The sequence below is a fragment of the Novosphingobium sp. Leaf2 genome (genome assembly GCF_001421325.1).
Lineage (GTDB): Bacteria > Pseudomonadota > Alphaproteobacteria > Sphingomonadales > Sphingomonadaceae > Novosphingobium.
The window spans coordinates 62,227-85,958 of sequence record NZ_LMJY01000001.1 but is presented as its reverse complement, the minus strand read 5'-3'; the positions used below and the strand labels follow the sequence as shown (position 1 = coordinate 85,958).

At 63.7% G+C, this 23,732-nt stretch carries 29 protein-coding genes; 17 read left to right on the top strand and 12 right to left on the bottom strand.

The features are described from left to right. Positions 1-55: 55 nt before the first annotated feature. Positions 56-2,428, bottom strand: a complete 2,373-nt coding sequence (gene clpA / locus ASE49_RS00470; RefSeq protein ID WP_056767376.1) for an ATP-dependent Clp protease ATP-binding subunit ClpA — start codon at positions 2,426-2,428, stop codon at positions 56-58. 146 nt (positions 2,429-2,574) lie between these two features. Further along, entirely contained in the window at positions 2,575-2,793 is a 219-nt protein-coding gene (locus ASE49_RS00465) for a DUF1192 domain-containing protein (protein WP_056767373.1), read from the bottom strand. An 87-nt stretch (positions 2,794-2,880) separates the two neighbouring features. On the opposite strand from ASE49_RS00465, the gene ASE49_RS00460 reads away from it, so the two are divergent. Together ASE49_RS00460 and ASE49_RS00455 are read left to right on the top strand one after the other, a co-directional pair. Beyond that, positions 2,881-3,882, top strand: coding sequence for an NAD(P)H-quinone oxidoreductase (locus tag ASE49_RS00460; RefSeq protein ID WP_056767370.1), 1,002 nt, complete (start codon positions 2,881-2,883; stop codon positions 3,880-3,882). A gap of 152 nt (positions 3,883-4,034) precedes the next feature. Continuing rightward, a complete protein-coding gene (locus ASE49_RS00455; protein WP_056768608.1) occupies positions 4,035-4,733 on the top strand; it encodes a DUF1013 domain-containing protein in 699 nt (232 codons plus the stop codon). A 178-nt stretch (positions 4,734-4,911) separates the two neighbouring features. Here the strand turns inward: ASE49_RS00455 and hemE are convergent, their stop codons facing one another. Beyond that, positions 4,912-5,937 carry a uroporphyrinogen decarboxylase gene (gene hemE, locus ASE49_RS00450; protein WP_056767367.1) on the bottom strand — a complete coding sequence of 342 codons (1,026 nt, stop codon included), beginning with the start codon at positions 5,935-5,937 and terminating at the stop codon, positions 4,912-4,914. Positions 5,938-6,257: 320 nt separating this feature from the next. On the opposite strand from hemE, the gene ASE49_RS00445 reads away from it, so the two are divergent. From ASE49_RS00445 to ASE49_RS00400, 10 genes are all read left to right on the top strand, one after another. Continuing rightward, positions 6,258-7,103, top strand: coding sequence for a pyruvate, water dikinase regulatory protein (locus ASE49_RS00445; protein ID WP_056767364.1), 846 nt, complete (start codon positions 6,258-6,260; stop codon positions 7,101-7,103). Further along, complete coding sequence (locus ASE49_RS00440; RefSeq protein WP_056767361.1) at positions 7,100-7,699, top strand: Maf family protein; 600 nt, start codon at positions 7,100-7,102, stop codon at positions 7,697-7,699. The genes ASE49_RS00445 and ASE49_RS00440 overlap by 4 nt, the downstream gene beginning before the upstream one ends. Then, the gene (locus ASE49_RS00435; protein ID WP_056767358.1) at positions 7,696-8,553 is read left to right on the top strand and encodes a shikimate dehydrogenase family protein; all 858 of its coding nucleotides are present in this window, start codon (positions 7,696-7,698) and stop codon (positions 8,551-8,553) included. The genes ASE49_RS00440 and ASE49_RS00435 overlap by 4 nt, the downstream gene beginning before the upstream one ends. Continuing rightward, positions 8,550-9,137 (top strand): dephospho-CoA kinase, encoded by a 588-nt coding sequence (gene coaE / locus ASE49_RS00430; protein WP_056767355.1) that lies wholly within the window; start codon positions 8,550-8,552, stop codon positions 9,135-9,137. The genes ASE49_RS00435 and coaE overlap by 4 nt, the downstream gene beginning before the upstream one ends. A gap of 50 nt (positions 9,138-9,187) precedes the next feature. After that, positions 9,188-9,871, top strand: coding sequence for a DNA polymerase III subunit epsilon (gene dnaQ, locus ASE49_RS00425; protein ID WP_056767351.1), 684 nt, complete (start codon positions 9,188-9,190; stop codon positions 9,869-9,871). 26 nt (positions 9,872-9,897) lie between these two features. Continuing rightward, complete coding sequence (gene hpf, locus ASE49_RS00420; RefSeq protein ID WP_056767347.1) at positions 9,898-10,467, top strand: ribosome hibernation-promoting factor, HPF/YfiA family; 570 nt, start codon at positions 9,898-9,900, stop codon at positions 10,465-10,467. Between the two features lie 114 nt (positions 10,468-10,581). Continuing rightward, on the top strand, positions 10,582-11,043 hold the full coding sequence (locus tag ASE49_RS00415) for a PTS sugar transporter subunit IIA (protein ID WP_056767344.1): 462 nt from the start codon (positions 10,582-10,584) through the stop codon (positions 11,041-11,043). Next, positions 11,033-11,521, top strand: a complete 489-nt coding sequence (locus tag ASE49_RS00410) for a PaaI family thioesterase (RefSeq protein ID WP_056767342.1) — start codon at positions 11,033-11,035, stop codon at positions 11,519-11,521. Before ASE49_RS00415 ends, ASE49_RS00410 begins: the two co-directional genes overlap by 11 nt. Further along, complete coding sequence (locus ASE49_RS00405) at positions 11,522-11,863, top strand: DUF1491 family protein (RefSeq protein ID WP_056767339.1); 342 nt, start codon at positions 11,522-11,524, stop codon at positions 11,861-11,863. Positions 11,864-12,047: 184 nt separating this feature from the next. Next, complete coding sequence (locus ASE49_RS00400) at positions 12,048-12,692, top strand: cell wall hydrolase (RefSeq protein WP_056767336.1); 645 nt, start codon at positions 12,048-12,050, stop codon at positions 12,690-12,692. A 33-nt stretch (positions 12,693-12,725) separates the two neighbouring features. On the opposite strand, the gene xth is transcribed toward ASE49_RS00400, so the two are convergent. From xth to ASE49_RS00385, 3 genes are read right to left on the bottom strand one after another with little or no spacing between them, the layout of a single operon-like run. Next, positions 12,726-13,502 carry an exodeoxyribonuclease III gene (xth, locus tag ASE49_RS00395; protein WP_056767333.1) on the bottom strand — a complete coding sequence of 259 codons (777 nt, stop codon included), beginning with the start codon at positions 13,500-13,502 and terminating at the stop codon, positions 12,726-12,728. After that, entirely contained in the window at positions 13,499-13,864 is a 366-nt protein-coding gene (erpA, locus tag ASE49_RS00390) for an iron-sulfur cluster insertion protein ErpA (RefSeq protein ID WP_235522769.1), read from the bottom strand. Before erpA ends, xth begins: the two co-directional genes overlap by 4 nt. 45 nt (positions 13,865-13,909) lie before the next feature. Continuing rightward, entirely contained in the window at positions 13,910-14,335 is a 426-nt protein-coding gene (locus ASE49_RS00385) for a CBS domain-containing protein (protein ID WP_056767327.1), read from the bottom strand. A 137-nt stretch (positions 14,336-14,472) separates the two neighbouring features. Here ASE49_RS00385 and ASE49_RS00380 point away from each other — a divergent pair, with 137 nt between their 5' ends. Continuing rightward, entirely contained in the window at positions 14,473-14,760 is a 288-nt protein-coding gene (locus tag ASE49_RS00380) for a hypothetical protein (RefSeq protein WP_056768606.1), read from the top strand. 7 nt (positions 14,761-14,767) lie between these two features. Here ASE49_RS00380 and ASE49_RS00375 read toward each other — a convergent pair whose 3' ends face one another. The 5 genes from ASE49_RS00375 to ASE49_RS00355 all read right to left on the bottom strand — a co-directional run bounded on the left by ASE49_RS00375 (position 14,768) and on the right by ASE49_RS00355 (position 18,253). Then, complete coding sequence (locus tag ASE49_RS00375) at positions 14,768-15,142, bottom strand: (2Fe-2S) ferredoxin domain-containing protein (protein ID WP_056767324.1); 375 nt, start codon at positions 15,140-15,142, stop codon at positions 14,768-14,770. Next, on the bottom strand, positions 15,139-15,570 hold the full coding sequence (locus ASE49_RS00370) for an acyl-CoA thioesterase (RefSeq protein ID WP_056767320.1): 432 nt from the start codon (positions 15,568-15,570) through the stop codon (positions 15,139-15,141). Before ASE49_RS00370 ends, ASE49_RS00375 begins: the two co-directional genes overlap by 4 nt. 62 nt (positions 15,571-15,632) lie before the next feature. Next, entirely contained in the window at positions 15,633-16,067 is a 435-nt protein-coding gene (locus ASE49_RS00365; RefSeq protein WP_056768605.1) for a DUF2497 domain-containing protein, read from the bottom strand. Positions 16,068-16,145: 78 nt separating this feature from the next. Next, complete coding sequence (locus ASE49_RS00360) at positions 16,146-17,612, bottom strand: TolC family outer membrane protein (protein ID WP_056767317.1); 1,467 nt, start codon at positions 17,610-17,612, stop codon at positions 16,146-16,148. A 2-nt stretch (positions 17,613-17,614) separates the two neighbouring features. Next, the gene (locus ASE49_RS00355; RefSeq protein WP_056767314.1) at positions 17,615-18,253 is read right to left on the bottom strand and encodes a protein-L-isoaspartate O-methyltransferase family protein; all 639 of its coding nucleotides are present in this window, start codon (positions 18,251-18,253) and stop codon (positions 17,615-17,617) included. Between the two features lie 245 nt (positions 18,254-18,498). On the opposite strand from ASE49_RS00355, the gene ASE49_RS00350 reads away from it, so the two are divergent. The 3 genes from ASE49_RS00350 (at position 18,499) to ASE49_RS00340 (ending at position 22,227) form a co-directional block, all read left to right on the top strand. Further along, the gene (locus ASE49_RS00350; protein WP_056768604.1) at positions 18,499-20,019 is read left to right on the top strand and encodes a fumarate hydratase; all 1,521 of its coding nucleotides are present in this window, start codon (positions 18,499-18,501) and stop codon (positions 20,017-20,019) included. A 140-nt stretch (positions 20,020-20,159) separates the two neighbouring features. Next, complete coding sequence (locus ASE49_RS00345) at positions 20,160-21,473, top strand: sensor histidine kinase (RefSeq protein ID WP_056767311.1); 1,314 nt, start codon at positions 20,160-20,162, stop codon at positions 21,471-21,473. Further along, positions 21,466-22,227 (top strand): LytR/AlgR family response regulator transcription factor, encoded by a 762-nt coding sequence (locus tag ASE49_RS00340; protein WP_056768603.1) that lies wholly within the window; start codon positions 21,466-21,468, stop codon positions 22,225-22,227. Before ASE49_RS00345 ends, ASE49_RS00340 begins: the two co-directional genes overlap by 8 nt. Before the next feature lie 62 nt (positions 22,228-22,289). Here ASE49_RS00340 and ASE49_RS00335 read toward each other — a convergent pair whose 3' ends face one another. Beyond that, a complete protein-coding gene (locus ASE49_RS00335) occupies positions 22,290-22,601 on the bottom strand; it encodes a UrcA family protein (RefSeq protein ID WP_056767304.1) in 312 nt (103 codons plus the stop codon). A gap of 256 nt (positions 22,602-22,857) precedes the next feature. On the opposite strand from ASE49_RS00335, the gene ASE49_RS00330 reads away from it, so the two are divergent. Next, the gene (locus tag ASE49_RS00330; RefSeq protein WP_056767301.1) at positions 22,858-23,730 is read left to right on the top strand and encodes a diacylglycerol kinase family protein; all 873 of its coding nucleotides are present in this window, start codon (positions 22,858-22,860) and stop codon (positions 23,728-23,730) included. Positions 23,731-23,732 lie beyond the last annotated feature (2 nt).

Here is a 23,732-nt window from a genome sequence, read left to right as displayed (position 1 = left end):
AAATGGGGCGGGAACCGCGTGGTTCCCGCCCCAGCGGTTAGGTTTGTTGTGCTGATCAGTCCTCGGCGCTGGGCTCGGGCTGGATGCCCGGCTTCTTCGCCCGCTTTGCCGCATCCTTCTTGCGGGCCTTGCCGATCCGGGGTGCGGACGGGGTCAGCTCGAAGTTGAGGGCATCGTCCTTAAGCGAGACGTGCACTTCGCCGCCATGCGCCAGCTTGCCGAACAGCAGTTCCTCCGCCAGCGGCTGCTTGACCTTCTCCTGAATGACACGGCCCATCGGACGCGCGCCATACAGCTTGTCGTAGCCGCGATCGCCCAGCCAGCCGCGCGCATCGGTATCGAACTGAATGTGGACGTTCTGGTCGGCCAGCTGCAGCTCCAGCTGGAGGATGAACTTGTCCACCACCCGGCTGATGGTGTCCTTCGCCAGATAGGCGAACGGCACGATGGCATCCAGACGGTTGCGGAATTCCGGCGTGAACATCTGCTTCACCGCTTCCTCGCCGGCGTCGGCCTTCGAGGTATCGCCAAAACCGATGCCCTGACGCGCCATATCGGACGCGCCCGCGTTGGTGGTCATGATCAGCACCACGTTGCGGAAGTCCACCGTCTTGCCGTGATGGTCGGTCAGGCGGCCGTTATCCATCACCTGCAGCAGAATGTTGAACAGGTCCGGGTGGGCCTTTTCGATTTCATCAAGCAACAGCACGCAATGCGGGTTCTGGTCGATCGCGTCGGTGAGAAGACCGCCCTGATCGAACCCGACATAGCCCGGAGGTGCCCCGATCAGGCGGCTGATCGAATGCCGCTCCATGTATTCGGACATGTCGAAGCGCTTGAGCTCGATGCCCATCACGCTGGCCAGCTGGCGCGCCACTTCAGTCTTGCCGACGCCGGTGGGGCCGCTGAACAGGAACGAACCGATCGGCTTGTCCGGATCGCGCAGACCTGCGCGGCTCAGCTTCATCGCGGTGGACAACAGCGCAATTGCCTTGTCCTGCCCGAACACCACGCGCTTGAGATCGCGCTCCAGCGTTTCCAGCGCCTTCTTGTCATCGGAGCTGACCGACTTGGGCGGGATGCGCGCCATCGTCGCGATGACCTGCTCGATCTCGCGCGAGGTGATCGTCTTCTTGCGGCGGCTGGGCGGCACCAGCATCTGCATCGCGCCCACTTCGTCGATCACATCGATCGCCTTGTCGGGCAGCTTGCGGTCGTTGATGTAGCGCGCCGACAGTTCCACGGCCGTCTTGATCGCATCGGGGGTGTACTTGACCCGGTGATGTTCCTCGAACGCAGTGCGCAAACCCTTGAGGATCTTGATAGTATCCTCGACCGTCGGCTCGTTCACGTCGATCTTCTGGAACCGGCGCAGCAGGGCGCGGTCCTTTTCGAAGTGATTGCGAAACTCCTTGTAGGTGGTCGAACCGATGCAGCGGATCGTCCCGCCTGACAGCGCCGGCTTGAGCAGGTTGGACGCGTCCATCGCGCCGCCGCTGGTGGCGCCAGCACCGATCACGGTGTGGATCTCGTCGATGAACAACACCGCGTGCGGCATCTTCTCCAATTCGGAGACGACTTGCTTGAGCCGTTCTTCAAAATCGCCGCGATAGCGGGTGCCGGCCAGGAGGCTACCCATGTCGAGCGAGTAGATTACCGCTTCGGCCAGCACTTCGGGCACGTCACCCTCGACGATCTTGCGCGCCAGACCTTCGGCTATGGCAGTCTTGCCCACGCCCGGATCGCCCACGTACAGCGGGTTGTTCTTGGAGCGGCGGCACAGGATCTGGATCGTGCGGTCCACTTCCGGGCCACGCCCGATCAGCGGATCGACTTTGCCCTTCAGCGCCTTCTCATTGAGGTTGACGGTGAACTGGTCGAGCGCGGAATCCTTCTTGTTGGATGCCGCCTTCGTCTCGGCCTTGTCTTCCGGCGTGGGCGCCGCATCGTCGGACGCGCCCTTGGGGCTGCGATCCTCGATGCGCTTGCCGCCCTTGCCGATGCCGTGGCTGATGAAGCTGACGGCATCGAGCCGGCTCATGTCCTGCTGCTGCAGGAAATACACCGCATAGCTGTCCCGCTCGGAGAATAGCGCGACGAGCACATTGGCGCCGGTCACGGTGTCCTTGCCGGAAGACTGCACGTGCAGGATCGCGCGCTGGATCACCCGCTGGAAACCGGCGGTTGGAGCAGGATCGCCCTTTTCCTCAGTCTTGAGCGACTGGTATTCCTGGTCGAGGTACTGGCGCACCACGTCGCCCAGATCGCCAAGGTCCACGCCGCATGCCTGCATCACCTGGGCCGCGTCGGTGTCATCGATCAGCGCGAGCAGCAAGTGCTCAAGCGTCGCGTATTCGTGACTGCGCTCGGACGCGTGGGACAGAGCCGAGTGCAGGGTCTTTTCAAGGCTTTGCGCGAAACTGGGCATTTAGGCGACCTTCATGGGAGGGACGACTCTCCTTGCGGGGGAGTTTAGGCGGGGTGAGGTTTCCTGATCGATATAGGAACGATAAGGGCGGTTGCGAGGCCAGGGGATGCCGAAGGGCAGGGCGGTGGCAAGGCAACCTGGCGGCGTCACGACGGTCGCGGCCTGAATAAGGCGTCGGCGGCCCGCAAGTGTGCGGAGGCCTTGTCGCGGTGGGCGCAGATGCGTGAAATCTCGGTTTCGAGCAGGGCGATACGCGCGTCGAGCTCGTCCAGCGAAAAGCGATCCAGGCTTTCACCGGCAAGAAGGCTGGCAGCGCCGAAGTCTCCTTCGGACGACCGCAGCCGCGGTCGCGTATCATCGTCCATTGCGGTGCAGCATCGGACTCGAATCGTTGCCTGTCAATGGTGCGAAATGTGTTTGCCGCACACGCCGCCTGTGCCAGATGTTACAGTATGTTAGCTGACACGCCCGCCATGATGACCGCCATCGGGTTCGACTCGCCAGGCGAGGCGGACGTGCTGCGCCCCGAAACAATGCCGGTTCCCAAACCCGGTCCCGGCGAGGTGCTGATCAACGTTGCGTTCGCTGGCGTAAACCGCCCTGACGTGGTGCAGCGGCAAGGCAAATACCCGCCGCCGCCCGGTGCCTCGACGATTCCGGGGCTTGAACTGTCCGGCACGGTGGTAGCGCTTGGCGAAGGGGTGACACAGCTCTTGCCCGGCGCGCGCGTCTGCGCGCTGGTGACCGGCGGCGGATATGCGCAGTATTGCCTCGCCAAAGCCGCGCACTGCTTGCCCGTGCCCGATGGCCTCCCCATGAACCAGGCGGCGGCGTTGCCTGAAACGCTGTTCACCGTGTGGCATAATGTCTTCGAACGCGGTTATGCGCGTGAGGGTGAGACGCTGCTGGTCCACGGCGGCACCAGCGGCATCGGCACGATGGCAACGATGCTGGGGCGCCACTTCGGGCTGACGGTGATCGTCACTTGCGGTTCGGCGGCAAAATGCGCCGCCGCGCTGAAGATCGGCGCCCATCACGCGATAGACTACAAGGCGACCGACTTTGTGGAGGAAGTCAGTCGGCTGACCGAAGGACGCGGGGTGGATGTGGTTCTCGACATGGTGGCCGGCAATTATGTGGCGCGCAATCTCAAGTGTATGGCGGTTGATGGCCGGCATGTGACGATTGCGGTTCAGGGCGGCACGCAGGCGGAAATCAACATGGCGGTGGTCATGGCCCGGCGCTACACGCTAACCGGATCGACGATGCGCGCCCGGTCGGACGACTTCAAGGCGCTGCTCGCGCACGAGATTTTGGAATGTGCCTGGCCATTGGTGGAAAATGGCGCGCTGCGGCCGGTGATGGATATGCGATTTCCGCTCGATCAGGCCGCTGCCGCTCACGCGCGGATGGAAGGCGGGGACCACGTGGGCAAGATCGTGCTGGAAGCATAAGGTCGCGCAGCGTTTGCGGGCGCATGGCCAGCTATCATGGGGTGCAATTTTCCAGCTGTTTTGCTTGCAAAATACGCGCGCTTCGCCTAGATCGAGCAGGTTAGGCCGTCCCGCAGGGGCGGCCCTTATTGTTTCTGCTGGAGATAAATGACATGAGCCAGCCCACGCCGCTGATGCCGCACGCCACCGCCTCGTGGCTGGTCGATACCACGTCGCTGACGTTCGAACAGATTGCCGAATTCTGCGGCCTGCACCTGCTGGAAGTGCAGGCGATGGCCGATGATCTGGCGTCCAGCAAATACACCGGCCGCGATCCCGTGCGTTCGGGCGAGCTGACGATGGAAGAGATCGAGAAGGGTCAGGCCAACCCGGATTACAAGCTGCGCATGCACAAGGTTCCGGTAACCTCCAGCCGCACCAAGGGTCCGCGCTACACGCCGGTGTCCAAGCGGCAGGACAAGCCGGACGGCATCGCTTGGATCCTGCGCAATCACCCCGAAGTGTCGGACGCGCAGATCGGCAAGCTGATCGGCACCACGCGCAACACCATCGCCGCGATCCGCGATCGTTCGCACTGGAACATCAACAACATCACGCCCAAGGACCCGGTAACCCTGGGCCTGTGTTCGCAGCGCGAGCTTGACGCGCTGGTGGCCAAGGCCGCGAAGAAGGCCGGCATCGTGGATGATGGTCTGAGCGACGAGCGTCTGTCTGACGACCGCGTGGCCCTGATCGAGGAACTGCGCGCCGAACGTCAGGCCGCCGTTCAGGCCGCGAACGAAGCGGCGCAGGAAGCCGAAGTCGCCGCCTGGCTCGAAGCCAAGCGCGCCTCGGAAGCCGCCGGCGAATAACGCCCGGTCTGCTGGAAATGGAAAAAAGGCCGGGGGGTTGTCCTCCCGGCCCTTTTTCATGTTCCCAGCCCAGCGAAACCGCTCAGAGCCCAATAAGCGGTTTGATAGGCCACCGACACCCTGAAGGGCCAGAGCGCGCTCCAGCAACCGCACAAAGCGATCCTGCGGCTATGCCAGCCTAGCCGCGCCAGCCCCGGACCACTGCCAGCAACCGCTCGACATGGTCTATCGGTGTGAACTGGCCGATGCCGTGCCCCAGGTTGAACACGTGAGGCCGCTCGGAAAACGCCGCCAGCACCGCCAGCGCGCCTTTTTCCAAATCGTCGGAGCCTGCCAGCAGCAGCAGCGGGTCAAGGTTGCCCTGCACCGGCATGTCAGCCGGCAAGGCCCCTGCCGCCCACACCGGATCAATGGTTTCGTCGATGCCCACCGCGTCGACCCCGGTCTCCCGCGCATAGGCCGGCAGTTTCTCGCCCACGCCCTTGGGAAAACCAATGATCGGGGTTTGCGGATGGCGTGCTTTCACCGCCGCCACGATTGCGGCGTTGGGCGCAATCACCCAGCGCTCGAACTGTGTAGGCGACAGGCTGCCGGCCCAGGAATCGAACAGCTGCACCGCTTCGGCGCCGGCGTCGATCTGGCCGCACAGGTACTCCACCGTTACCGCCACGATGCCATCGATGATCGCCTGGAAGGCTGCCGGATCGCGATAGGCCAGCGCACGGGTGTCATGCTGGTCGCGGCTGCCTTCACCCGCCACCATGTACGTCGCGACCGTCCACGGCGAGCCCGCGAAACCCAGCATCGTTTTGTCCACAGGCAGGCTCGCCCGCACTTTGCGCACCGTTTCGTAGATCGGCGACAGGCGTTCGGGCACGCTTTCCAGGGTGTCCAGCGCGTGGTCCAGCAGGCGCGGCGACAAGCGCGGGCCTTCGCCGGCCAGGAACTGCAGGTCCTGCCCCATGGCATAGGGCACGATGAGAATGTCGGAAAACAGGATCGCTCCGTCGAACCCAAAGCGGCGGATCGGCTGGAGGGTGATCTCCGCAGCGGCGTCATTATCGTACACCAGTGCCAGAAAGCCGCCCTTTTCCGCCCGCAACGCCCGATATTCCGGCAGATACCGCCCGGCCTGCCGCATCAGCCACACAGGCCGCTGCCCCGCGTTTTTTCCACGCAAAGTTTCAAGAAGCAATCCGGGCATCGCGTCGCAATCCTACTAAAATAAAAGATTTATATAAGGATGATGGAGTTAGTTGGTCCTGTGGATATCGGGGACGAGCATGCCCTGCCCGATTTGTGCCCCGTTGAACAGGTGTTGCCGCATTCGCGACTCTGGACCGGGGTTGAGTCAATGCAATGTTGTTCGCCTTGTCCACAGGGTGTGTGAACACCGCGCCGCCCTGTCCAGAACCTGACTCGGTAAATCCCGGTAGCGGGCAATAAACCGCCTGCACGAGTTGTCACCCGATTGCTCCCGTGGTTTATGCCGCAAGATATCCACAAGGGGTCCCCCGGCCGACCATGGCGCGTTTTCATCTTCATCTGCTGTCTGATTCCACCGGCGAAACCTTGGAAATGATCGCCAAGGCGGCGCTCGCCCAGTTCGACGATGGCGATGTGTTGCGCCACTTCTGGCCGATGGTCCGCTCGCACCAGCATCTGGACCGGATCATGGGCGAAATCGCCGCCAACCCGGGCCTGGTATTCTTCACATTGGTGAACGAGGAAACCCGCAAGCGCCTGGAAGAACGCTGCCAGACGCTGGGCCTGCCAGCCATTGCCGTGCTGGACGGGGTGACCGATGCGCTTGAAGCCTTGCTGGGGCAGGAAGCGAAGGGACGTCCGGGCCGCCAGCACCGGCTTGACGATGCCTATTTCGCCCGCGTCGATGCGATCCAGTTCACCATCGCGCATGATGATGGCATCTTGTGGGAAGAGTGGGAGGAGGCCGACATCGTGCTGGCAGGCGTATCGCGCACCAGCAAAACGCCGACCTCGATCTATCTCGCCAATCGCGGCTACAAAGTGGCGAACATTCCCATCGTCGTCGAAAGTCCGCCGCCGCCGCACCTGTTCGACCTCAAGCGCCCGCTGGTGGTCGGCCTGACGACCGCGTCCGACCGGCTGATCCAGATCCGCCGCAACCGCCTGCTGTCGCTCAGCCAGTCGCCGGACACCGATTATGTCGCGACCGACAAGGTGGAAAGCGAACTCAAGTACGCGCGGCGCATGTTCGCCGATAACTCCTGGCCGGTCATCGACGTGACCCGCCGGTCAATCGAGGAAACCGCGGCGGCGGTGATCAACCTGTATAACGAACGCATAGCCGCCGGTGAAAGCGGGCAGGTGGGTTCCAAGCCGATATGAGGGAACAGACCCCGATCGTCCTCGCCTCGCAAAGCGCCTCGCGCAAGGCGATGCTGGAGGCAGCGGGCATCGCGTTTACCACGAGCCCGGCCAACGTGGACGAACGCGCCTTGGAACAACAACTCGGAGCGGCAGAACCCGCAGCGGTGGCGCTTGCGCTTGCTGAGGCAAAGGCGGTGGACGTTTCACGTGAAACACCCGGCGCCTTAGTGCTTGGCAGTGATTCTTTGGTGGTCTGCGAGGGTGTCCGTTTCGACAAACCAGGTACGCGCGACGATGCCGCCCGCCATCTGCGCTTCTTTTCCGGCAAGGTCATGGAATTGCATAGCGCTGGCGCTCTGGTGCGGGACGGCGTGACCCTATGGTCGCAGGGCGCCGTCGCGCATCTGCATGTCGCCGTGTTGTCCGATGCGTACATCGAAACGTACCTAGATGTGGAATGGCCGGCGGTTGCCGGGTGCGTTGGAGTATTCAGGATCGAGGGCAGGGGTGTGCAGCTGTTCGAGCGGATTGACGGGGATTATTTCACGATCCTGGGCATGCCGCTGCTGCTGGTGCAGGCGGCTTTGCGCCGACTAGGAGTGTTAACCGCATGAGCGTGCCGTATGCCGAGGTGATCGGTGACCCCATCGCCCAGTCAAAGTCCCCAGTAATCCACAACTTCTGGCTGGCCCGGCTCGGGCTGCCCGGCCGGTACGATCATTGCCAGGTGCACGGTGATGGTCTGGAACGCTACCTGTCGCAGCGCCGGACCGATCCGGACTGGCGCGGCTGCAACGTCACGATGCCGCACAAGCTGGCGATCATGCCGCTGCTTGACCGGATAGACCCGCTGGCAGCGCGCATCGGCGCGGTGAATACCGTCGTGCGCGAGGCGGATGGCAGTCTGACCGGATACAACACCGACGCGCCGGGCTTCCTCGAACCCTTGCAGGCCGAGCTGGCGGCGACACATCTGTTTCGCATGGCCCGCGTGCTGGGAACCGGCGGCGCGGCGCGGGCGATCGTGGCGGCGCTCGCGCAGGAACATTTCGTCATTGTGCTGGCCGGGCGCGATGCCGGCAAAGCCCTCGCGATGCTGGACGAGCTGGCGCCCGATGGCGAGCATCATGCGACCGACTTTGGTCACTTTGCCGATGCTACAGACTTCGCGTTCGACGACCGGAAAGGGTGCCTCGATCTGGTCGTCAACGCCAGTCCGTTGGGGATGACTGGTCAGCCGCCGCTAGCGTTCGATTTCTCCCACGCGCCGCCTGGCGCCATCGCGTACGACATCGTGACGAGCCCGCCCGACACACCGTTCCTGCAGACCGCCCGTGCCGCCGGCCTGCGCGCGATCGATGGCTATGCGATGCTGATCGGGCAGGCCGACCGGGCCTTTACCCGATTCTTTGGCGCCAATCCCCCGCGCGAAGAGGACGAGGCCTTGCGCACGGTGATGCAGGCGTGACAATCCTTGGCCTCACCGGGTCCATCGGCATGGGCAAGTCCACGGTGGCCGCGATGCTGCGTGATCTTGGCGTGCCGGTGTTCGATGCCGATGCCGCCGTGCGCGCCTTGCAAGGCCCTGGCGGCGCGCTGGTGCCGCAGATCGAAGCCGCGTTCCCCGGCACGACCGGGCCGCAAGGGGTACTGCGTGAAAAGCTGGGGCAAGCGGTGTTTGCCGATCCGGCGCAACTGGCGCGGCTCGAAGCGATCGTGCATCCTGCCGTGGCAGAACTGCGCCGCGATTTTCTCGCGCAGCATCCTGATGCGCCGCTGGTCGTGTTCGACATTCCCTTGCTGTTCGAAAAAGGCGGGGATCGCAGTGTCGATGTTGTGGCCGTGGTGTCCGCCCCGGCTGACGTGCAGGCACAACGGGTGCTGGCTCGGCCCGGCATGACGGCGGACAAATTCGCGGACATTCTCAAACTGCAGATGCCGGACGCGGACAAGCGGGCAAGGGCCGATCATGTGATCGATACCGGCACGTCGCTGGAGCGTACCCGCGAACAGGTGGCTAGCCTCGTGCAGGCGCTGACCGGAGGTAATTAAGACCGCCAAGGGCCTTGCGCATGCCGGCGCGCGGGCAGATATGAACACAGATGAGAGAGATTATCTTCGATACCGAAACGACCGGCTTTGACCCGAAAAACGGCGACCGCATGGTCGAGATCGGCTGCATCGAAATGATCAACCGGGTGACCACCGGCAACACGTTCCACGCCTATTTCAACCCGCAGCGCTCCATGCCGGCCGAAGCGGAAGCCGTTCACGGCCTTTCCGACGCATTTCTGGCGGACAAGCCCCTGTTCGCCGCGCGGGCGCAGGAATTCCTGGAATTTATCGGCGACAGCCCGATGGTGGCGCATAACGCAGGGTTCGATTTCAACTTCATCAATGCGGAACTGAGCGCGTGCGGGCACCCGATCGTCGGCCTGGATCGCATGGTGGATACGGTAGCGCTCGCCAAGGTGCGCCATCCCGGTGCCAAGCTGTCGCTAGACGCGCTGTGCAGCCGCTACGGCATTGATCGCAGCCATCGCACCAAGCACGGCGCGTTGCTCGATGCCGAATTGCTGGCTCAGGTCTATGTGGAGCTGCGCGGTGGCCGGCAGATCGGCCTTGAGCTTGCGGCTGACAGTATTGAGATCGTGACGGAAACCAAGGTCCTTGTGCAAAGGAACCGCGTTTTCCGCCAGCCGCGTCCCCACGCGGCTACCGAGGGGGAACTTGCCGCCCACGCGGTGTTTCTCCAATCGGTCGATACCCCGCTTTGGGGTGCTTGAACTCTAGCACTAAGGAGAAAACGCCCATGGATATCCGCGTCTCCGGTCACCAGGTGGAAACTGGCGAGGCCCTTCAGGCTCACGCCAGCGAAAAGCTTTCGGCGATCATCGAGAAGTACTTCAGCAGGGCGCTGTCCTCGCACGTCACGTTCGGACGCGCGCCCGCTGGCGCCTTCCGTTGCGATATCATAACGCATGTGATGCAGAACCTGGTGCTCAAGGGAACTGGAACCGCGCAAGACGCGCACGTTTCGTTCGACCAGGCCGCCGAGAAGATCGACAAGCAACTGCGCCGCTACAAGCGCCGCCTGAACGGCCGGGCCGAGCAGACCGCGCACGCCAACGCCGCCGAGGAAGCGGCTTATACTATCTTCGAGGAACCGGCGAACGATCACGAAGAAGAGCTGGAAGCGGATGCACCACTGGTAATTGCCGAAACCCGGGTGGACGTGCCCGAAGCTACGGTTTCGGACGCGGTGATGATGCTGGACTTGCGCAACACGACGGCGCTGTTTTTCAAAAATGCTGGCACCGGGCGGCATAATATGGTCTATCGCCGGGGCGACGGTTCGATCGGCTGGGTCGAGCCGCATTGACGCCTGCCAAGCGCAAGCCGCTTCTTTTCTGACGGAAAGGAAACAAAAACCCCCGGTGGATGCCGGGGGTTTGCGGTGCTTAACCCCGGGACCGGTCTAGTACAGAAAAACGCAATGAGTGGGCTTTTTTCACTGCTGCCCGACGCCGTGATCACCGCGGACGTGGACAGCAAGGATATCATTCTGGATCGGCTCGCGGGCCAGTTTTCCAAGGTCTATGGGCTTGATCCTAAGGCCGTGCTGACCCGCATCCTAGAGCGCGAGCGGCTGGGCAGCACCGGGTTTGGCCGGCGAATCGCGATCCCCCATGCCCGTATGGTCGGGCTCGCCAGACCGGTGGCGGTATTTATACGGCTGGCATCGCCTGTGGAATTCGAGTCTGCCGATGGCATGCCGGTGGACCTGGTGTTTGGCCTGCTCTCTCCCGAAGGCGCGGGTGCGACGCATCTGCATGCCCTGGCCGCTATCTCCCGGATGATGCGCGATGAGCGGATGCACGAATCCCTTATGGCGGCGCCCGGGCCTGAGGCGATGTACAGCCTGCTTAGCAGTGTCATCGACCGTGATGCCGCCTGAAGACGCGGCCGGCGTGGCGGACGATGCGCATGGCGCGTCTCTGCACTGGCGGGCGCTGGAGGGCCTTTACGCCTCGGCGCCTATCAACCACCTGTTCCGTTCGGAACTGGAGATTCTTGGCGAAGGCCGCTCACGTATCAGCTTTACCGTAGAGCCGGACAGTTTCCACGCCGCTGGAGCCGCGCACGGCACGATCTATTTCAAGATGCTGGACGATGCGGCGTTCTATGCCGCCAACACCCATGTCACCGACCGTTTCTTGCTGACGACCTCATTCAACATGCACCTCAGCAAACCGATCAAGGGTGGCCGGATCGTGGCCGAGGGGCGCTGGGTCAGCGGTCGCCGCCGCGTGCTGGTCGCCGAATCGTGGCTGGTGGATGGCGACGGGGAGGAATGCGGACGGGGCACCGGCACGTTCATGCGCTCGCGCATCGCATTGTCCAGTTTGCCTGGCTATCGCGTGGCAAACGGCTGAATGGAACCCCGGCTACCCGCTCATCTTGAAGTGACCGCACTGATTCGCGCGGTGACGGCCGAAGGCGGGTTCGCTGCCGTGCTATCCAAAGGCGAAAAGGAAGCCGGCACCATCCTCGTGGTTCTGGCGCACAACGGCGCAGATAGCCGCATCTACGAGCGGATGCCTGACCTGGCCGGGAACCGCACCTGGACGTTATCCCGCCGACAGGACCCTGAAAAGCCGTTCGAATTTCGCGACTATCTGGCGCGCCGCGAGGCGCAGGACCCAGACGTGTGGATCGTGGAGCTTGATATCGCGAAGGGCGAACGCTTCATCGGTGCCCCGCCGGACCAAGGTTGACTTACGACGGGGACGCCTTAAAGGCCGCCTTCGCAAGTGCGGAAGCGGCATGGGAGGCAGTTCGGCACCCCTGCTAGCACGCAGACGGGGTATCGTCGGCAGGCTCAACGGATATTGAACGCCTTTACGGGCCGTTCCGTTCCAGCCTGTGTCAGACCGGTGCACCGCCCTTGAACACATGTGAATGCGAACGAAGGTTGAGTGGGCAAGCGCGATCGCGCTGGCCTCGACGGTTTTGACCGTCCTGTTAGGCGCCACCGGGTCAGGCGCAGCGGCAGCGGATCTGATTCCGATGCTTGCAGAACAAAAGGCCCCGGCTGCATTCGTATCGCAGCCCGTCGTCCAGGCACTGCCCTCGCAGGATGCGGACGATCAGACCGCCGACGGCAGCGATGGTTCCAGCACCGCCAATGCCGATTCCCTGCAGGAACTCGTGTCGCAGAAGGCTTCGGATGACGATGATCTGTCACCCGAAATGCGCTGCCTGGCGGGCGCCATCTATTTCGAAGCGCGTGGCGAATCGCTGGAAGGGCAGCTGGCCGTCGGCCGCGTGGTCGTGAACCGCAGCCGGTCCGGCCGCTTCCCGGCCAGCTATTGCGGCGTTGTGTACCAGCGCTCGCAGTTTTCCTTCATCCATGGCCGCTCGATGCCTTCGGTACGCGAAGACAGCAGTGGATGGCAGGAAGCCGTGGCCGTGGCGCGGATCGCGGATGACGGGGCCTGGAAAAGCAAGGCCAAGGGCGCGCTGTTCTTCCATGCCAAGCGCGTATCGCCCAACTGGCGGCTTACCCGCCTGGCGCAAGTGGACAACCACATCTTCTACCGCTGAGACGCTCAAGCCGCGCCCGTGCGGCCCAGCGTCTCAGGCGGCTGAAAGCTCTACCCAGACCGGCGCATGATCGCTGGCCTTTTCACGTCCGCGATGTTCCTTGTCGACGCCGCAGGCGACCAGCCGGTCCGCCAGTTCGGGCGACAGCAGCGAATGGTCGATACGAAACCCGTGATCGCGCTGCCACGCGCCGGCCTGATAATCCCAGAACGTCCACACGCCGCCACGCGGATTGTGCGTCGCCAAGGCGTCAGTCCACCCATCGCCCAGCAGCCGGTAATACGCATCGCGCGATTGCGGCTGCATCAGCGCGTCTGCCGCCATCGCGGCTGGGGCCCACACATCGCGATCGGTGGGGATCACGTTATAATCGCCCGTAACGATCGCCGGAACTTCCTCCGCCCGGATCTGCGTCATCCGGTCGCGAAGGCGCTCCATCCAGCGCAGCTTGTAATCGAACTTGGGACCGGGAACCGGATTACCGTTAGGCAAGTAGATGCACACGACGCGGATGCCGAAAACGTCTGCTTCAAGATAGCGGGCGTGTTCGTCCTCAGGCTCGCCCTCCAGGCCGCGCTGCACTTCCACGGGCTGTTCGCCATCGGCCAGGATCGCTACGCCGTTGAAGCCCTTCTGGCCGTGCCACAGGCCTTTGTAGCCCAGTTTCTCGAACTCGGCGATCGGGAAGCCTTCGTCCTGGCTTTTGATCTCCTGCAGGCAGGCGACGGCGGGGCGGGTTTCTGCAAGCCATTCGAGCAAGCGCGGCAGCCGCGCCTTCACGCCGTTGATGTTGAAAGTGGAGATTCTCATACCGAGAAGCTGGACCCGCATCCGCATCCGGCAGCCGCATTGGGATTTTCCACGCGGAACGCGGCGCCGCCCAGCGACTCGACGAAATCGACTACACACCCGTCCACCAAGTCGAGGCTTACGGAATCGACGAGCAGCTTGACGCCATCGGTTTCAGCAATGCTGTCATCGCTTTCAGGGGCGTCGGCCAGCCCGAACTTGTACTGGAAGCCCGAACAGCCGCCCCCTTCGACCGACAGCCGCAGGATCGCGGGCTTGCCCTGCTTGGTTGCGATCGCGGCCACGCGTGCGGCGGCGGAAGGGCTGAGGGTAAGGCTGCGGGTCTGGCTGGCGTTTTCCATACCTGCGATGTAGGCGCGCATGTGGCGTGCGGCAAGCAGGGCTGGGCACGGCTTGCCCCGTGCGCATCACGCCATCTGAATATAGTCGCGCATGGCCGCCGCTTCGTTCTCGATCTTGTCTATCCGGTATTTCACCAGGTCGCCGATGGATACGAAGCCCACCATCGCGCCGTCCTTCACCACGGGCAGGTGGCGGATGCGCCGCCGGGTCATTAGTGACAATGCGGCCATGACCGAGGCTTCGGGCTCAACCGTCACGGGCAGCACCGTCATGATGTGGCCAAGCGGCATGTCTAGCACGTCCGCGCCAAGCTCGCTGAGCTTGTAGATCACGTCACGCTCTGAAAAGATGCCGGCAATCTCCCCATTCTCCAGCACCGGCACCGCGCCGATACGCTTTTCGGCCAGGATGCCAACTGCATCACGCACGGTGGTGGAGATGTCGCAGGTCACGACTGTGTCGCGGCTTTCGATAATGCGGCCAATGGTCATCGTCTGCTCTCCTCTGTTTCAAGGCGCATCCGTTCCCGCAGCTTTGCGCCGGCGCGAAAGTATCACACCGATGGGCGGCTCGCCATGTTTGCAACGCAGTGCTTGCGACTTCGTGCGCGGAGCGCCAGATTGCGCGCATGTTACCGTCTTCACCGCTCGACGATCCGGAAAAAGCCGCGCACGCCTGGGCGCGATTCCGGCGCGTGATGCGCTGGATGATGACGATTACGGTGGGGCTGGTACTGGGCTCGGTCATCCTGCTCTACCGGTCGAACGGGATGATCTCGATCCATTTCTACATCGCTACGGCGCTGGGCGTGGGGTTCACGATGCTGCTGGCCTCGGCGTTGATGGGGCTGATCTTCCTGTCCAGCGGCACCGGCCATGACGAATCGGTGATCGACCAGGACAAACCCGAGCGCTGATCCGGCGTTATATGTCGGACGGTGGGCGCAGGCGGTATTCTTCGACGGGTTCGCCGCCGATCAGGTGCTGCTGGATGATCTTTTCGAGCACCGCTTCGTCGCACGAATGATACCACACGCCGTCCGGCCATACGACGGCAATGGGTCCGGCATGGCAGATGCGCAGGCAATCGGCTTTGGTGCGTGCCACGCCGCCCGCTCCGTCAAGCCCCAGCTGCTTGACCCTTTTTTTCAGATATTTCCACGCAGCCTGCCCCTTTTCGGGTGAGCAGCATTCGCCCTTTTGCGGTTCGGCGCAGATGAAGATATGGCGGCGAACGGTATCGCCACCGGTCTTGGCAAGCGCGGCCTGTGCCTTTTCGATTTCGCGCCGCTCGCTCATACCTGCAACATCCATGGCTTGGCGTTTTCCAGAAAATGCTCGGGTAACGTCGCCGGGCCATTATCGCCGACGGCAACCAGCACGCTTCGTGCGAACGCAATGATCCTGCCATCCTGCACGATCAACTGCACCAGACGATGGCTGCTGCGCCCGAGATCTTCGATAGCGCAGAAAACCGTAAACGGGTCAGGGTATTGCCCTTCGCTTAGGTACTCCACTGCCAGACTGACGATCATGGTGGCCAGACCATCGCTCCAGCCGCCAAATCCGGTCTGCTCATAAAATCGGACGCGTGCGTCTTCGAGGTAAGCCGCCAACGCCACATTGTTGATGTGCCGGTTGATGTCCATATCGCCGAAACGCGATTCAATCGTGGCGGAAAACGGGTAGCGCGCAAGATCGAGCAGCGCCGAGTCAGGTTTGGGCATGGTGCGAAGGTAGGGGGGCTCCCGGCCCGGGTCCAGCCCGGGCGTGAAATTACCCGCCGCGCTTACCCTTTCTTGCCGACGATGCGCGCGATCTCTGCGGCTACCAGACGTTCCACCATTGGCGGCAAATTGCGATCCAGCCATTCGGCGAGCGCCGGGCGCAGCAGTTCGCGGGTGAGCGCTTCCAGCGAGGTTTCCCCCGCGCGCACGATCTGCGGCTGTGCGCCTGGCTCCGACAGCATAGCCAGAGCCGCCAGCGATTCGCGCATGGATTCGCGCGCGTGGGGCCGGATCAGGGGTTCGTCAGCGTCAGCCGTTTGCGGGGGCAGTTGCGCCGCCTCCTGCAGTTCCAGAACGTCATCGTCGTCATCCTGGGGCGCCGGAGCGGGTTCGCGAATGCTGCGCGGGGGGCGGGTATCCAGGCTGCTGTCGCGCGCGATGACCTGCTTGATCGACTGGAGGATCTCCTCCACCGAAGGTTCGCCGCTCTGCCGCATCTGCCACACGTCCCCGTTATGCCCTGTTTCGCGTGCTAGAAAACGCGATTTGCGGCGCCGGCGTTCCCTTAGTCCGGATCACGGCTCCTGCGAAGCGGGAATGTCGCCGTCCTGCACGGGCGTGTCAACGGTGCGCGTGGACTGGACGGTCGGCGCCTTGTCATCGTCCCAGTCGAAGAACTTGCCGCGAACGCGTTCGTAATTGGCGTTCGGATCGTACAGCATCCCGCCATCCAGATTGAGGTCGCGCGCCTCGGCTCGGCCCATCGCCGCCAGCAGGGTGAAGCCGGCGACGTAGGCGTTGCGGCGCGCCGTCACCAGCGTCACTTGCGCGTTGAGCAGTTCCTGCTCGGCATTGAGGATGTCGAGGATGGTGCGATTACCGACCGAGTTTTCCGCTTTCACCCCTTCCAGGCTGAGAGAAGCGGCATCCACCGCCACTTGCGAGGACCGGATAATATCGTTCGAGGCGACGTAGGATGTATAGGATGAGCGCACTTGCGCGATGATGTCCCGCTCGGTCGCGATTTCCTGTTCCATCGCGGCAGACGCGTTGGCCTGCGCCTGGCGGCGCTGCGCGGCTGGCAGCCCGCCTTGGAAGATCGGGATCGAGATCTGCGCGCCGGCTTGCGCGGAGGAATCCTTCTGGAAGATACCCGCACCAGAAACGCCGCGTGCAAGCGAATTGAAGTAATTGTTGTAGCTGCCCTGCGCGAACAGGCTGACGGTAGGCAGCCGCCCTGCACCAGCCACGTCGATATCCTTGTCGGCCGCCAGGCTGCGCTGGTGGGCGGCGATCAGGTCCGGATTGGAATCGAGCGCGATGGCGGCGGCATCTTCAGCGTTGGCCGGCAGGTTGGGCAGGGGCGGCGGCGGTTCCAGCGAAACTGGCGCGCTTCCCACAAGCCGTACATACGTTTCGCGGGCGGCGGCAAGATTGGCCTCCGCGCTCAGAAGGTCGCTTTTCGCAACCGCCAGGCGGGACTGCGACTGCGCCACGTCGGTGCGGGTAAGGTTGCCGATCTGGAACCGGTCGCTGGTGGCCTGCAGGTTCGTTTGCAGCACGGCCACGTTCTTGCGGTTCAACCCGACGATTGCCTCAGTGCGGATCACGTCCATGTAAGCGGCAACGACTTGCGAAAACACCGAGGCTTCGGTGCCGCGCAAGTCAGCCTGCCCGGCCTCGACGCGGATCTTCGCGGCCTTGACCCGGTTCTTCACCGCGCCGCCGGAATAGAGCGGCACGCCAAGGTTGCCGCCGGCGTTAAAGGTGCGCAGCGGCGCGTTGAACGAGTTTTCGCTCTGCTTGAGATACTCGGTGTATGTACCGGTGGCGCTGGCCGAAGGCAGGCCGGGCGCGCGGGCGATGGGCACGTTTTCATCCGTCGCGCGCTGCTGCGCACGCGCGGCTTCCAGCGTCGGGTTTGTCTTGTAGGCGTTGACCAGCGCATCGCGCAGGGTTTCGGCCTGCGCAGGTGCGCTGGCCGCCGTGAACATCAGACACCCCCCGGCGAGTAGCCCGGCGCGCAGCGCGAACCGGGCCATGTTTAGAAACTCCAGCGTTTGGGTGCAGCGAATTCAGGAAGGACCGGAATGCCCATTTCCGCCAGCGGCAGCAGCGAGACAGTGCCCGCCGCCTTGGTGCCGGCGGCAAGGCGGGTAACCCCACGCTCCACCAGTCCGGTGACGATACGCCCGCCGTCCTGCAGCTGATCGGCAAGGCTCTCGGGCAATTCCTCGATTGCCCCATCGATTACCAGCAGCGAATAGCCGCCAGCCGCGCCCGATGCGGTATCGCCCGGCATCACGGCATCGAGCGTGCCCACCAACGGCCGCAGCAGCGCCGCCAGATAGCCAGCGCCATCGCCGACCAGCAGCGCCTTGTCCTGCACAGTCGGCACGGCTTCGGACAGCACTTTGCCCTGAAACAGCGGCGCGGCCAGGAACTTGCCGTTGCCCAGCGGCACGGCGCGGTCGATATAGGCGGCATCGCGAACGTCGGCGGGCACGTAGTCTTCGCGCGGCACGCGGGCAATCGCTTCCAGAACCCAGCCTTCGTTCACGCCACTGGTGCGCAGCTGGCTGGTAATCATGGCGCGGCGTGCTTGCGCATAGCGACCGCCTGCTGGCACGTCTTCAGCCACCGCGGCGCGAGACTGCGCCAACCGATCCTCGGTCAAGGTCATCTAGGTTTCCCTCACTGGTCGCGCGGGCCACGTTCTGCGGAAGTGGCGAGCATTACTGCCGCACCGCCGCGAACACCGCGCTGAATGGCTCGCTTCTATGCCAAGCGGCCCGGCAGGCCAAGCCATTTGCTATGACGCCGGTCGATCCGATCAAGCGCTTTGACGATCACTGCGGCGCGGCTTATGGACCGGCGCAAATCCGACCAATCCGCCACAACGGGCCAAAGAACCGGAGCGCTTTTTCCATGACAGATATGGTGACCATCCGCGAAGCCGACCTGATCGAGTCCGTCGCCGATGCCTTGCAATTCATCAGCTACTATCACCCGATGGATTACATCCGCGCACTGGGCGATGCGTATGAGGCGGAAGTCGGCCCGGCAGCGAAGGACGCCATCGCGCAGATCCTGACCAACAGCCGGATGTGCGCCGAAGGGCATCGCCCGATCTGCCAGGATACCGGCATCGTCAACGTCTTCATCGAATGGGGCCAGAACTGCCGGCTGGAATCGGACAAGTCGCTGCAGGACGTGGTCGATGAAGGTGTGCGCCGCGCCTACAATCACCCGGAAAACAAGCTGCGCGCCTCGGTGCTGGCCGACCCTGCCTTCACCCGCCGCAATACCAAGGACAATACGCCGTGCGTCCTGTCCGTCTCGATGGTGCCCGGCTCGAAGATCTCGGTTGACGTTGCGGCCAAGGGCGGCGGCTCGGAAAACAAGTCTAAGTTCAAGATGATGAACCCCAGCGATTCGATCGTGGACTGGGTGGTGGAAATGCTGCCGCAGATGGGTGCCGGCTGGTGCCCGCCGGGTATGCTGGGCATCGGCATCGGCGGCACTGCCGAGCACTGCGTCAAGCTGGCCAAGCAAAGCCTGATGGAACCGATCGACATGGCCCAGCTCAAGCAGCGCGGGCCCCAGAACGACATCGAAGCGCTGCGAATCGAGATTTTTGACAAGGTGAATGCGCTGGGCATCGGCGCGCAGGGGCTGGGCGGTCTATCCACCATCCTTGACGTCAAGATCCTGGACTGGCCGTGCCATGCTGCCGGCAAGCCCGTGGCGATGATCCCCAACTGTGCCGCCACGCGCCACGCCCACTTCACGCTGGACGGTTCTGGCCCCACCTATCTCGAAACGCCCAACCTGGACGAATGGCCGAAGGTGGAATGGAAGCCCAGCAAGGAAGCGAAGAAGGTCAACCTTGACACGCTGACGCCGCAAGAGGTGCAAAGCTGGAAGCAGGGTGACCGGCTGTTGCTCAATGGCAAGATGCTGACCGGACGCGATGCGGCCCACAAGCGCATCGCCGACATGCTGGCGAAAGGTGAGGAACTGCCCGTCGATTTCAAGGGCCGCGTAATCTATTACGTCGGTCCGGTCGATCCGGTGGGCGATGAAGCTGTCGGCCCGGCAGGCCCCACCACCGCCACCCGGATGGACAAGTTCTCCGATACCATGCTCGATCTGGGCCTGCTCGCCAGCATCGGCAAATCCGAACGCGGCCCGGCGGCGACCGAATCGATCGCCCGGCACAAGTCCGCTTACCTGATGGCGGTAGGCGGTGCGGCATATCTGGTCGCGCGCGCGATCAAGGACGCTAAAGTCGTTGGCTTTGCGGATCTGGGCATGGAGGCGATCTACGAGTTCACCGTGCAGGATATGCCGGTGACGGTCGCGGTCGATAGCGAAGGCAACAACGTCCACACCCTGGCGCCGCCGATCTGGAAAGAGCGTATCGCCAAGGAGCATCTGCTGGCCTGAACGGCACCACGACTGGTGGCGTGGCGCGCGCTGGTGAAGCAGGCGCTGCCCGCTGCGCCAGCCACACTCGACGAACGGCAGACGCGGGCCGATCGGAACACTGGCGCGGGAAACGCGAACCGGGCTAGACCGGGCGCATAATGACGGATGCCTTTTCCACTCCCCGCGTTCCGGCGCGGCTGGTCCTGCTGTCGCTTGCCGCGCTGTGGGCGTGCTATTTCATCGTGGCCAGCCTGCGCGGTGCGGTCATGGGCGTGGAGCTGGCATGGCCGATCCTGTCGCGCCGGCTGACGATCTGCATCGTCTCGATGCTCATCATGGCCGCCGTCTGGCCCTTGCTGCAGTTGCTCGACCGTCGCTCCGGTCCGGTGCGGCTGGGCGTGGTGCTGCTGGGCGCGCTGCCGCTGTCGCTGCTGCTGAGCGTCGTGAACGACGCGATCTTCGCCGATATCGAGATGCCGATGCTGCATAGCGAGGACGGCGGTGCCGTGGTCAAGACCGGCAATGTCAAGATTTCGCGCGACGAAGCCGGCAACATTCTGGTCGATCTGCCCAAGGCGCCGCCGCCGCCGAGCCTTGACGCTGACGATGACGACCCGGCGCCCCCGTCCGCGCCGGCCCAGCCGGGCGGCGATGCGGGTGTGACCATCCATGCCGACAAGTCCGCCGCCGCCGCAGACAGTGTCATGAACCAGTGGGCGGCCATCGCCGACACCGCGTTCGGGCGCTATTTCCTCGTCCTGGCCTGGGTGGCGCTGTATTTTGCGCTGGCCAAGGCGGAGGCCGCACGTCTGGCGGAGCGGCGGGAGGGGGAATATCGCCGGGCAGCCGAAGCGGCTGAGTTGCGTTCGCTGCGCTATCAGGTCAATCCGCACTTCCTGTTCAACACGCTCAATTCCCTGTCCGCCCTTGTGATGACCGGGCGGCAGGACGATGCCGAGGAAATGATCCAGACGCTGTCCACGTTCTATCGCCGCACATTGTCCGGCGATCCCACCAACGACTTGTCGCTGATGGACGAGATCGAACTGCAGCAACTGTACTTCGCGATAGAGGCGGTGCGCTTTCCCAACCGCTTGCTGACGCACATCGATATTGACGAGGCCGTGCGTGATGCGAAAGTTCCCGGCATGATCCTTCAGCCGCTGATCGAGAATTCGGTGAAGTACGCCGTCGCCGCCACCCAAAAGCCCGTCACGATTTCGATCGAGGCGCGCCGGGAGGGCGGGCAGATGGTGATTGCGGTGCACGATGATGGCCCTGGCGAAAGCAGCGGGCAGCATCGCCCCGCGCACCAGGGCTGCGGCATCGGGCTCGCCAATGTGCGCGATCGTTTGCGGGCCCGCTATGGCGAAAGCGCGACGATCACCTACGGAACCAGCCCCGGCGGCGGGTTTGCCACGATCCTGCGCATGCCTTTCGATGCGCGGCCATTGGATATCGGACATGCTTGAGACTGCCAGCCCCCAGCCTTTGCCCGATGTGCCGTTGCGCACGCTGATCGTCGATGACGAGCCGCTGGCGGTGGAGCGGATGCAGGTCATCTGCGCACGCACGCAAGGCATCACGGTGATCGGCACCGCCAGCGATGGTCAGGCGGCGCTGCGGCTGATCGACGCGCTGGGCCCCGATCTCGTGCTGCTGGACCTGACCATGCCCGAGACGGACGGGCTGACGGTGGCGCGCCGGTTGGCGGAGCAGCCCAATGCACCCGCGATCATCTTCGTCACCGCGCATGATGAATTCGCCGTGGAAGCCTTCGATCTCGATGCGGTGGACTATGTGCTCAAGCCGGTCGCGCCTGACCGTTTGCAGCGGGCAGTGGGCCGCGTGGTGGCACGCCGGGGCGCACGCGCGCAGCAGCAGGTGGAAAGCCGCTGGCTGGAAGAGTTCTGGGTGCCGCATCGCTCGGAACTGGTCCGGGTGCCGGCAACCGAGGTGAAGCGGATCGACGCGGAACGCGATTACGTGCGGCTGCATGTGGGCGAGCAGAGCTATCTGCTGCTGCAGACGATAACGAGCCTGGAAGACCGGCTGGACCCGGCTCGCTTTATCCGCATCCATCGCAGCTGCATCCTGCAGCGCAATCATGTCAGCGGGTTGCGACACGAAGGGCTGGGCGTCTGGTCGGCCGAAACGGCGGACGGGCAAGCCCTGCGGATAGGGCGCACGTATTTGCCCGAAGTCAAAAAAATGGCGGGCCGTTAAGCCCGCCAGGTATTTTTCCGGGTCTTTTCTCTTTTGGGACCTGGACGAATGGGGGGGGCGGTTCAGCCACCAAGGCGGGTGTCGTCTGCCTTGTCGATCGCGGTGGCGACCTTGGCGCGGACAGCTTCCATCGCCTGCTTGTAGCAGTTGCGGTCCATGTCGCGGCTGATGATGGTGCCGGTGGTGGGCACGTTGGCCATGCACACGCTGCGTGCGGCGCGCGAAATGCGCAGGTTGAGCTCTTTCTGGCCGGCGGGGGTCTGCAGGTCCAGGTCCTTGAAGGATACCTGGGTGGTGGCGGCAAAGGCGACCGGGGCGGCGAACAGGCTGGCGGTGCAAACGGCGGCGGCGATGATGGCGGTCTTCTTGAACATGATACTTTCCTCCTCTGGCGAGCCTTGGAAGAGTGTCTCCGTCCGGCTCCATGAGTGTGGTGTGCATCAGGCAGCGCGGGGGTTCACGCGAAGGTCTACTGCCGGCCCAGCCGCATCGACGAACGGGCACCGCGCCGGACCAACGACATTTGTAATCGACCAACGACATGGCTGCGACAGCGCCGGGTCTGCGGGCTGATTCGCCAACGGCGCACCCCATGCGGGAACCGTGTCCGCCGCCATGACTTTCCGGGGCATGGCACATCACAGCGACAGTTCCGGCAGGACAGTCTGGCTCGTTTGCAACGAGGCCAGCGGCAGCAATGACGAAGCGGCGGTGGACGCGGTAATAGCGGCGCTCGGCGATGCCGGTCTGCACGTGGACCGCGTGCTCCGCTTCCCGGACGAGCCGGCACCGGCCGCGGCCGAACTCGACGCGGCGGAAGTGGATATCCTGTGCGTCTTTGGCGGAGACGGCACCACCCACTCGGTCGTCGCCACGGCGTATGGCTGGTGCGGCAAGGTACTGGTCCTGCCGGGTGGCACCATGAACCTGCTGGCTAAGCGCATGCATGGGGATCGTCCCGCTCCTGAAATTATCGCCGATCTGGCAGGCGGCGCCATCCGCACGGCGCGCCCCAAGGTCATAAAGTCGCGCCACGGCATCGGCCTGACCGGTTCGCTGGCCGGCCCCGGCACCGTGTGGAACGAAGTGCGCGAGGCGATGCGCAAGGCCAACATCCTGGAATTCGTAGCAACCGCGCGCGAGGCGATCAGCCAGTCCGCCAACGGCCCCAAAGTGGTATGCGCCGAGGTCGACTGCGGGCGCGAGGAAGGCTATGCCGCGATCACCGTGGTTCCGCACGACGATGGACTTGAGGCGAATGGCTACTACGCCGAATCGCTGGGGGACTTTGCCGGGCAGGGTATCGCGCTGATCAATCGCAACTTTCGCGATGGTCCGCACGATGAACTGGGCCGCCATGCGCAGCTGCGGCTGGTCTGCCCGACGGGCGAACCGATGGGCCTGCTGATCGACGGCGAGCCGTTCGATGGCGGGGCGGAGGAAATTTTCGAACTCGCGCCGTGCGAGGTCGATCTGGTGACGACGATGGAGTTTGATGGATAATG

Excerpts from the sequence above, each read along its gene's own strand:
- ASE49_RS00445 (WP_056767364.1), top strand. The coding sequence starts at position 6,258 with ATGGCGCGTTTTCATCTTCATCTGCTGTCTGATTCCACCGGCGAAACC.
- ASE49_RS00345 (WP_056767311.1), top strand. The coding sequence starts at position 20,160 with ATGACGGATGCCTTTTCCACTCCCCGCGTTCCGGCGCGGCTGGTCCTG.
- ASE49_RS00380 (WP_056768606.1), top strand. The coding sequence starts at position 14,473 with ATGTTACCGTCTTCACCGCTCGACGATCCGGAAAAAGCCGCGCACGCC.
- ASE49_RS00455 (WP_056768608.1), top strand. The coding sequence starts at position 4,035 with ATGAGCCAGCCCACGCCGCTGATGCCGCACGCCACCGCCTCGTGGCTG.
- ASE49_RS00440 (WP_056767361.1), top strand. The coding sequence starts at position 7,100 with ATGAGGGAACAGACCCCGATCGTCCTCGCCTCGCAAAGCGCCTCGCGC.
- ASE49_RS00405 (WP_056767339.1), top strand. The coding sequence starts at position 11,522 with ATGGAACCCCGGCTACCCGCTCATCTTGAAGTGACCGCACTGATTCGC.
- ASE49_RS00410 (WP_056767342.1), top strand. The coding sequence starts at position 11,033 with ATGCCGCCTGAAGACGCGGCCGGCGTGGCGGACGATGCGCATGGCGCG.
- ASE49_RS00460 (WP_056767370.1), top strand. The coding sequence starts at position 2,881 with ATGTTAGCTGACACGCCCGCCATGATGACCGCCATCGGGTTCGACTCG.
- ASE49_RS00365 (WP_056768605.1), bottom strand. The coding sequence starts at position 16,067 with ATGCGGCAGAGCGGCGAACCTTCGGTGGAGGAGATCCTCCAGTCGATC.
- ASE49_RS00415 (WP_056767344.1), top strand. The coding sequence starts at position 10,582 with ATGAGTGGGCTTTTTTCACTGCTGCCCGACGCCGTGATCACCGCGGAC.
- ASE49_RS00400 (WP_056767336.1), top strand. The coding sequence starts at position 12,048 with ATGCGAACGAAGGTTGAGTGGGCAAGCGCGATCGCGCTGGCCTCGACG.
- dnaQ (WP_056767351.1), top strand. The coding sequence starts at position 9,188 with ATGAGAGAGATTATCTTCGATACCGAAACGACCGGCTTTGACCCGAAA.
- ASE49_RS00355 (WP_056767314.1), bottom strand. The coding sequence starts at position 18,253 with ATGACCTTGACCGAGGATCGGTTGGCGCAGTCTCGCGCCGCGGTGGCT.
- ASE49_RS00360 (WP_056767317.1), bottom strand. The coding sequence starts at position 17,612 with ATGGCCCGGTTCGCGCTGCGCGCCGGGCTACTCGCCGGGGGGTGTCTG.
- hpf (WP_056767347.1), top strand. The coding sequence starts at position 9,898 with ATGGATATCCGCGTCTCCGGTCACCAGGTGGAAACTGGCGAGGCCCTT.
- ASE49_RS00340 (WP_056768603.1), top strand. The coding sequence starts at position 21,466 with ATGCTTGAGACTGCCAGCCCCCAGCCTTTGCCCGATGTGCCGTTGCGC.
- ASE49_RS00350 (WP_056768604.1), top strand. The coding sequence starts at position 18,499 with ATGACAGATATGGTGACCATCCGCGAAGCCGACCTGATCGAGTCCGTC.
- erpA (WP_235522769.1), bottom strand. The coding sequence starts at position 13,864 with ATGCGCGCCTACATCGCAGGTATGGAAAACGCCAGCCAGACCCGCAGC.
- ASE49_RS00435 (WP_056767358.1), top strand. The coding sequence starts at position 7,696 with ATGAGCGTGCCGTATGCCGAGGTGATCGGTGACCCCATCGCCCAGTCA.
- ASE49_RS00370 (WP_056767320.1), bottom strand. The coding sequence starts at position 15,570 with ATGCCCAAACCTGACTCGGCGCTGCTCGATCTTGCGCGCTACCCGTTT.
- ASE49_RS00375 (WP_056767324.1), bottom strand. The coding sequence starts at position 15,142 with ATGAGCGAGCGGCGCGAAATCGAAAAGGCACAGGCCGCGCTTGCCAAG.
- ASE49_RS00335 (WP_056767304.1), bottom strand. The coding sequence starts at position 22,601 with ATGTTCAAGAAGACCGCCATCATCGCCGCCGCCGTTTGCACCGCCAGC.
- ASE49_RS00330 (WP_056767301.1), top strand. The coding sequence starts at position 22,858 with ATGGCACATCACAGCGACAGTTCCGGCAGGACAGTCTGGCTCGTTTGC.
- ASE49_RS00385 (WP_056767327.1), bottom strand. The coding sequence starts at position 14,335 with ATGACCATTGGCCGCATTATCGAAAGCCGCGACACAGTCGTGACCTGC.
- ASE49_RS00465 (WP_056767373.1), bottom strand. The coding sequence starts at position 2,793 with ATGGACGATGATACGCGACCGCGGCTGCGGTCGTCCGAAGGAGACTTC.
- clpA (WP_056767376.1), bottom strand. The coding sequence starts at position 2,428 with ATGCCCAGTTTCGCGCAAAGCCTTGAAAAGACCCTGCACTCGGCTCTG.
- xth (WP_056767333.1), bottom strand. The coding sequence starts at position 13,502 with ATGAGAATCTCCACTTTCAACATCAACGGCGTGAAGGCGCGGCTGCCG.
- hemE (WP_056767367.1), bottom strand. The coding sequence starts at position 5,937 with ATGCCCGGATTGCTTCTTGAAACTTTGCGTGGAAAAAACGCGGGGCAG.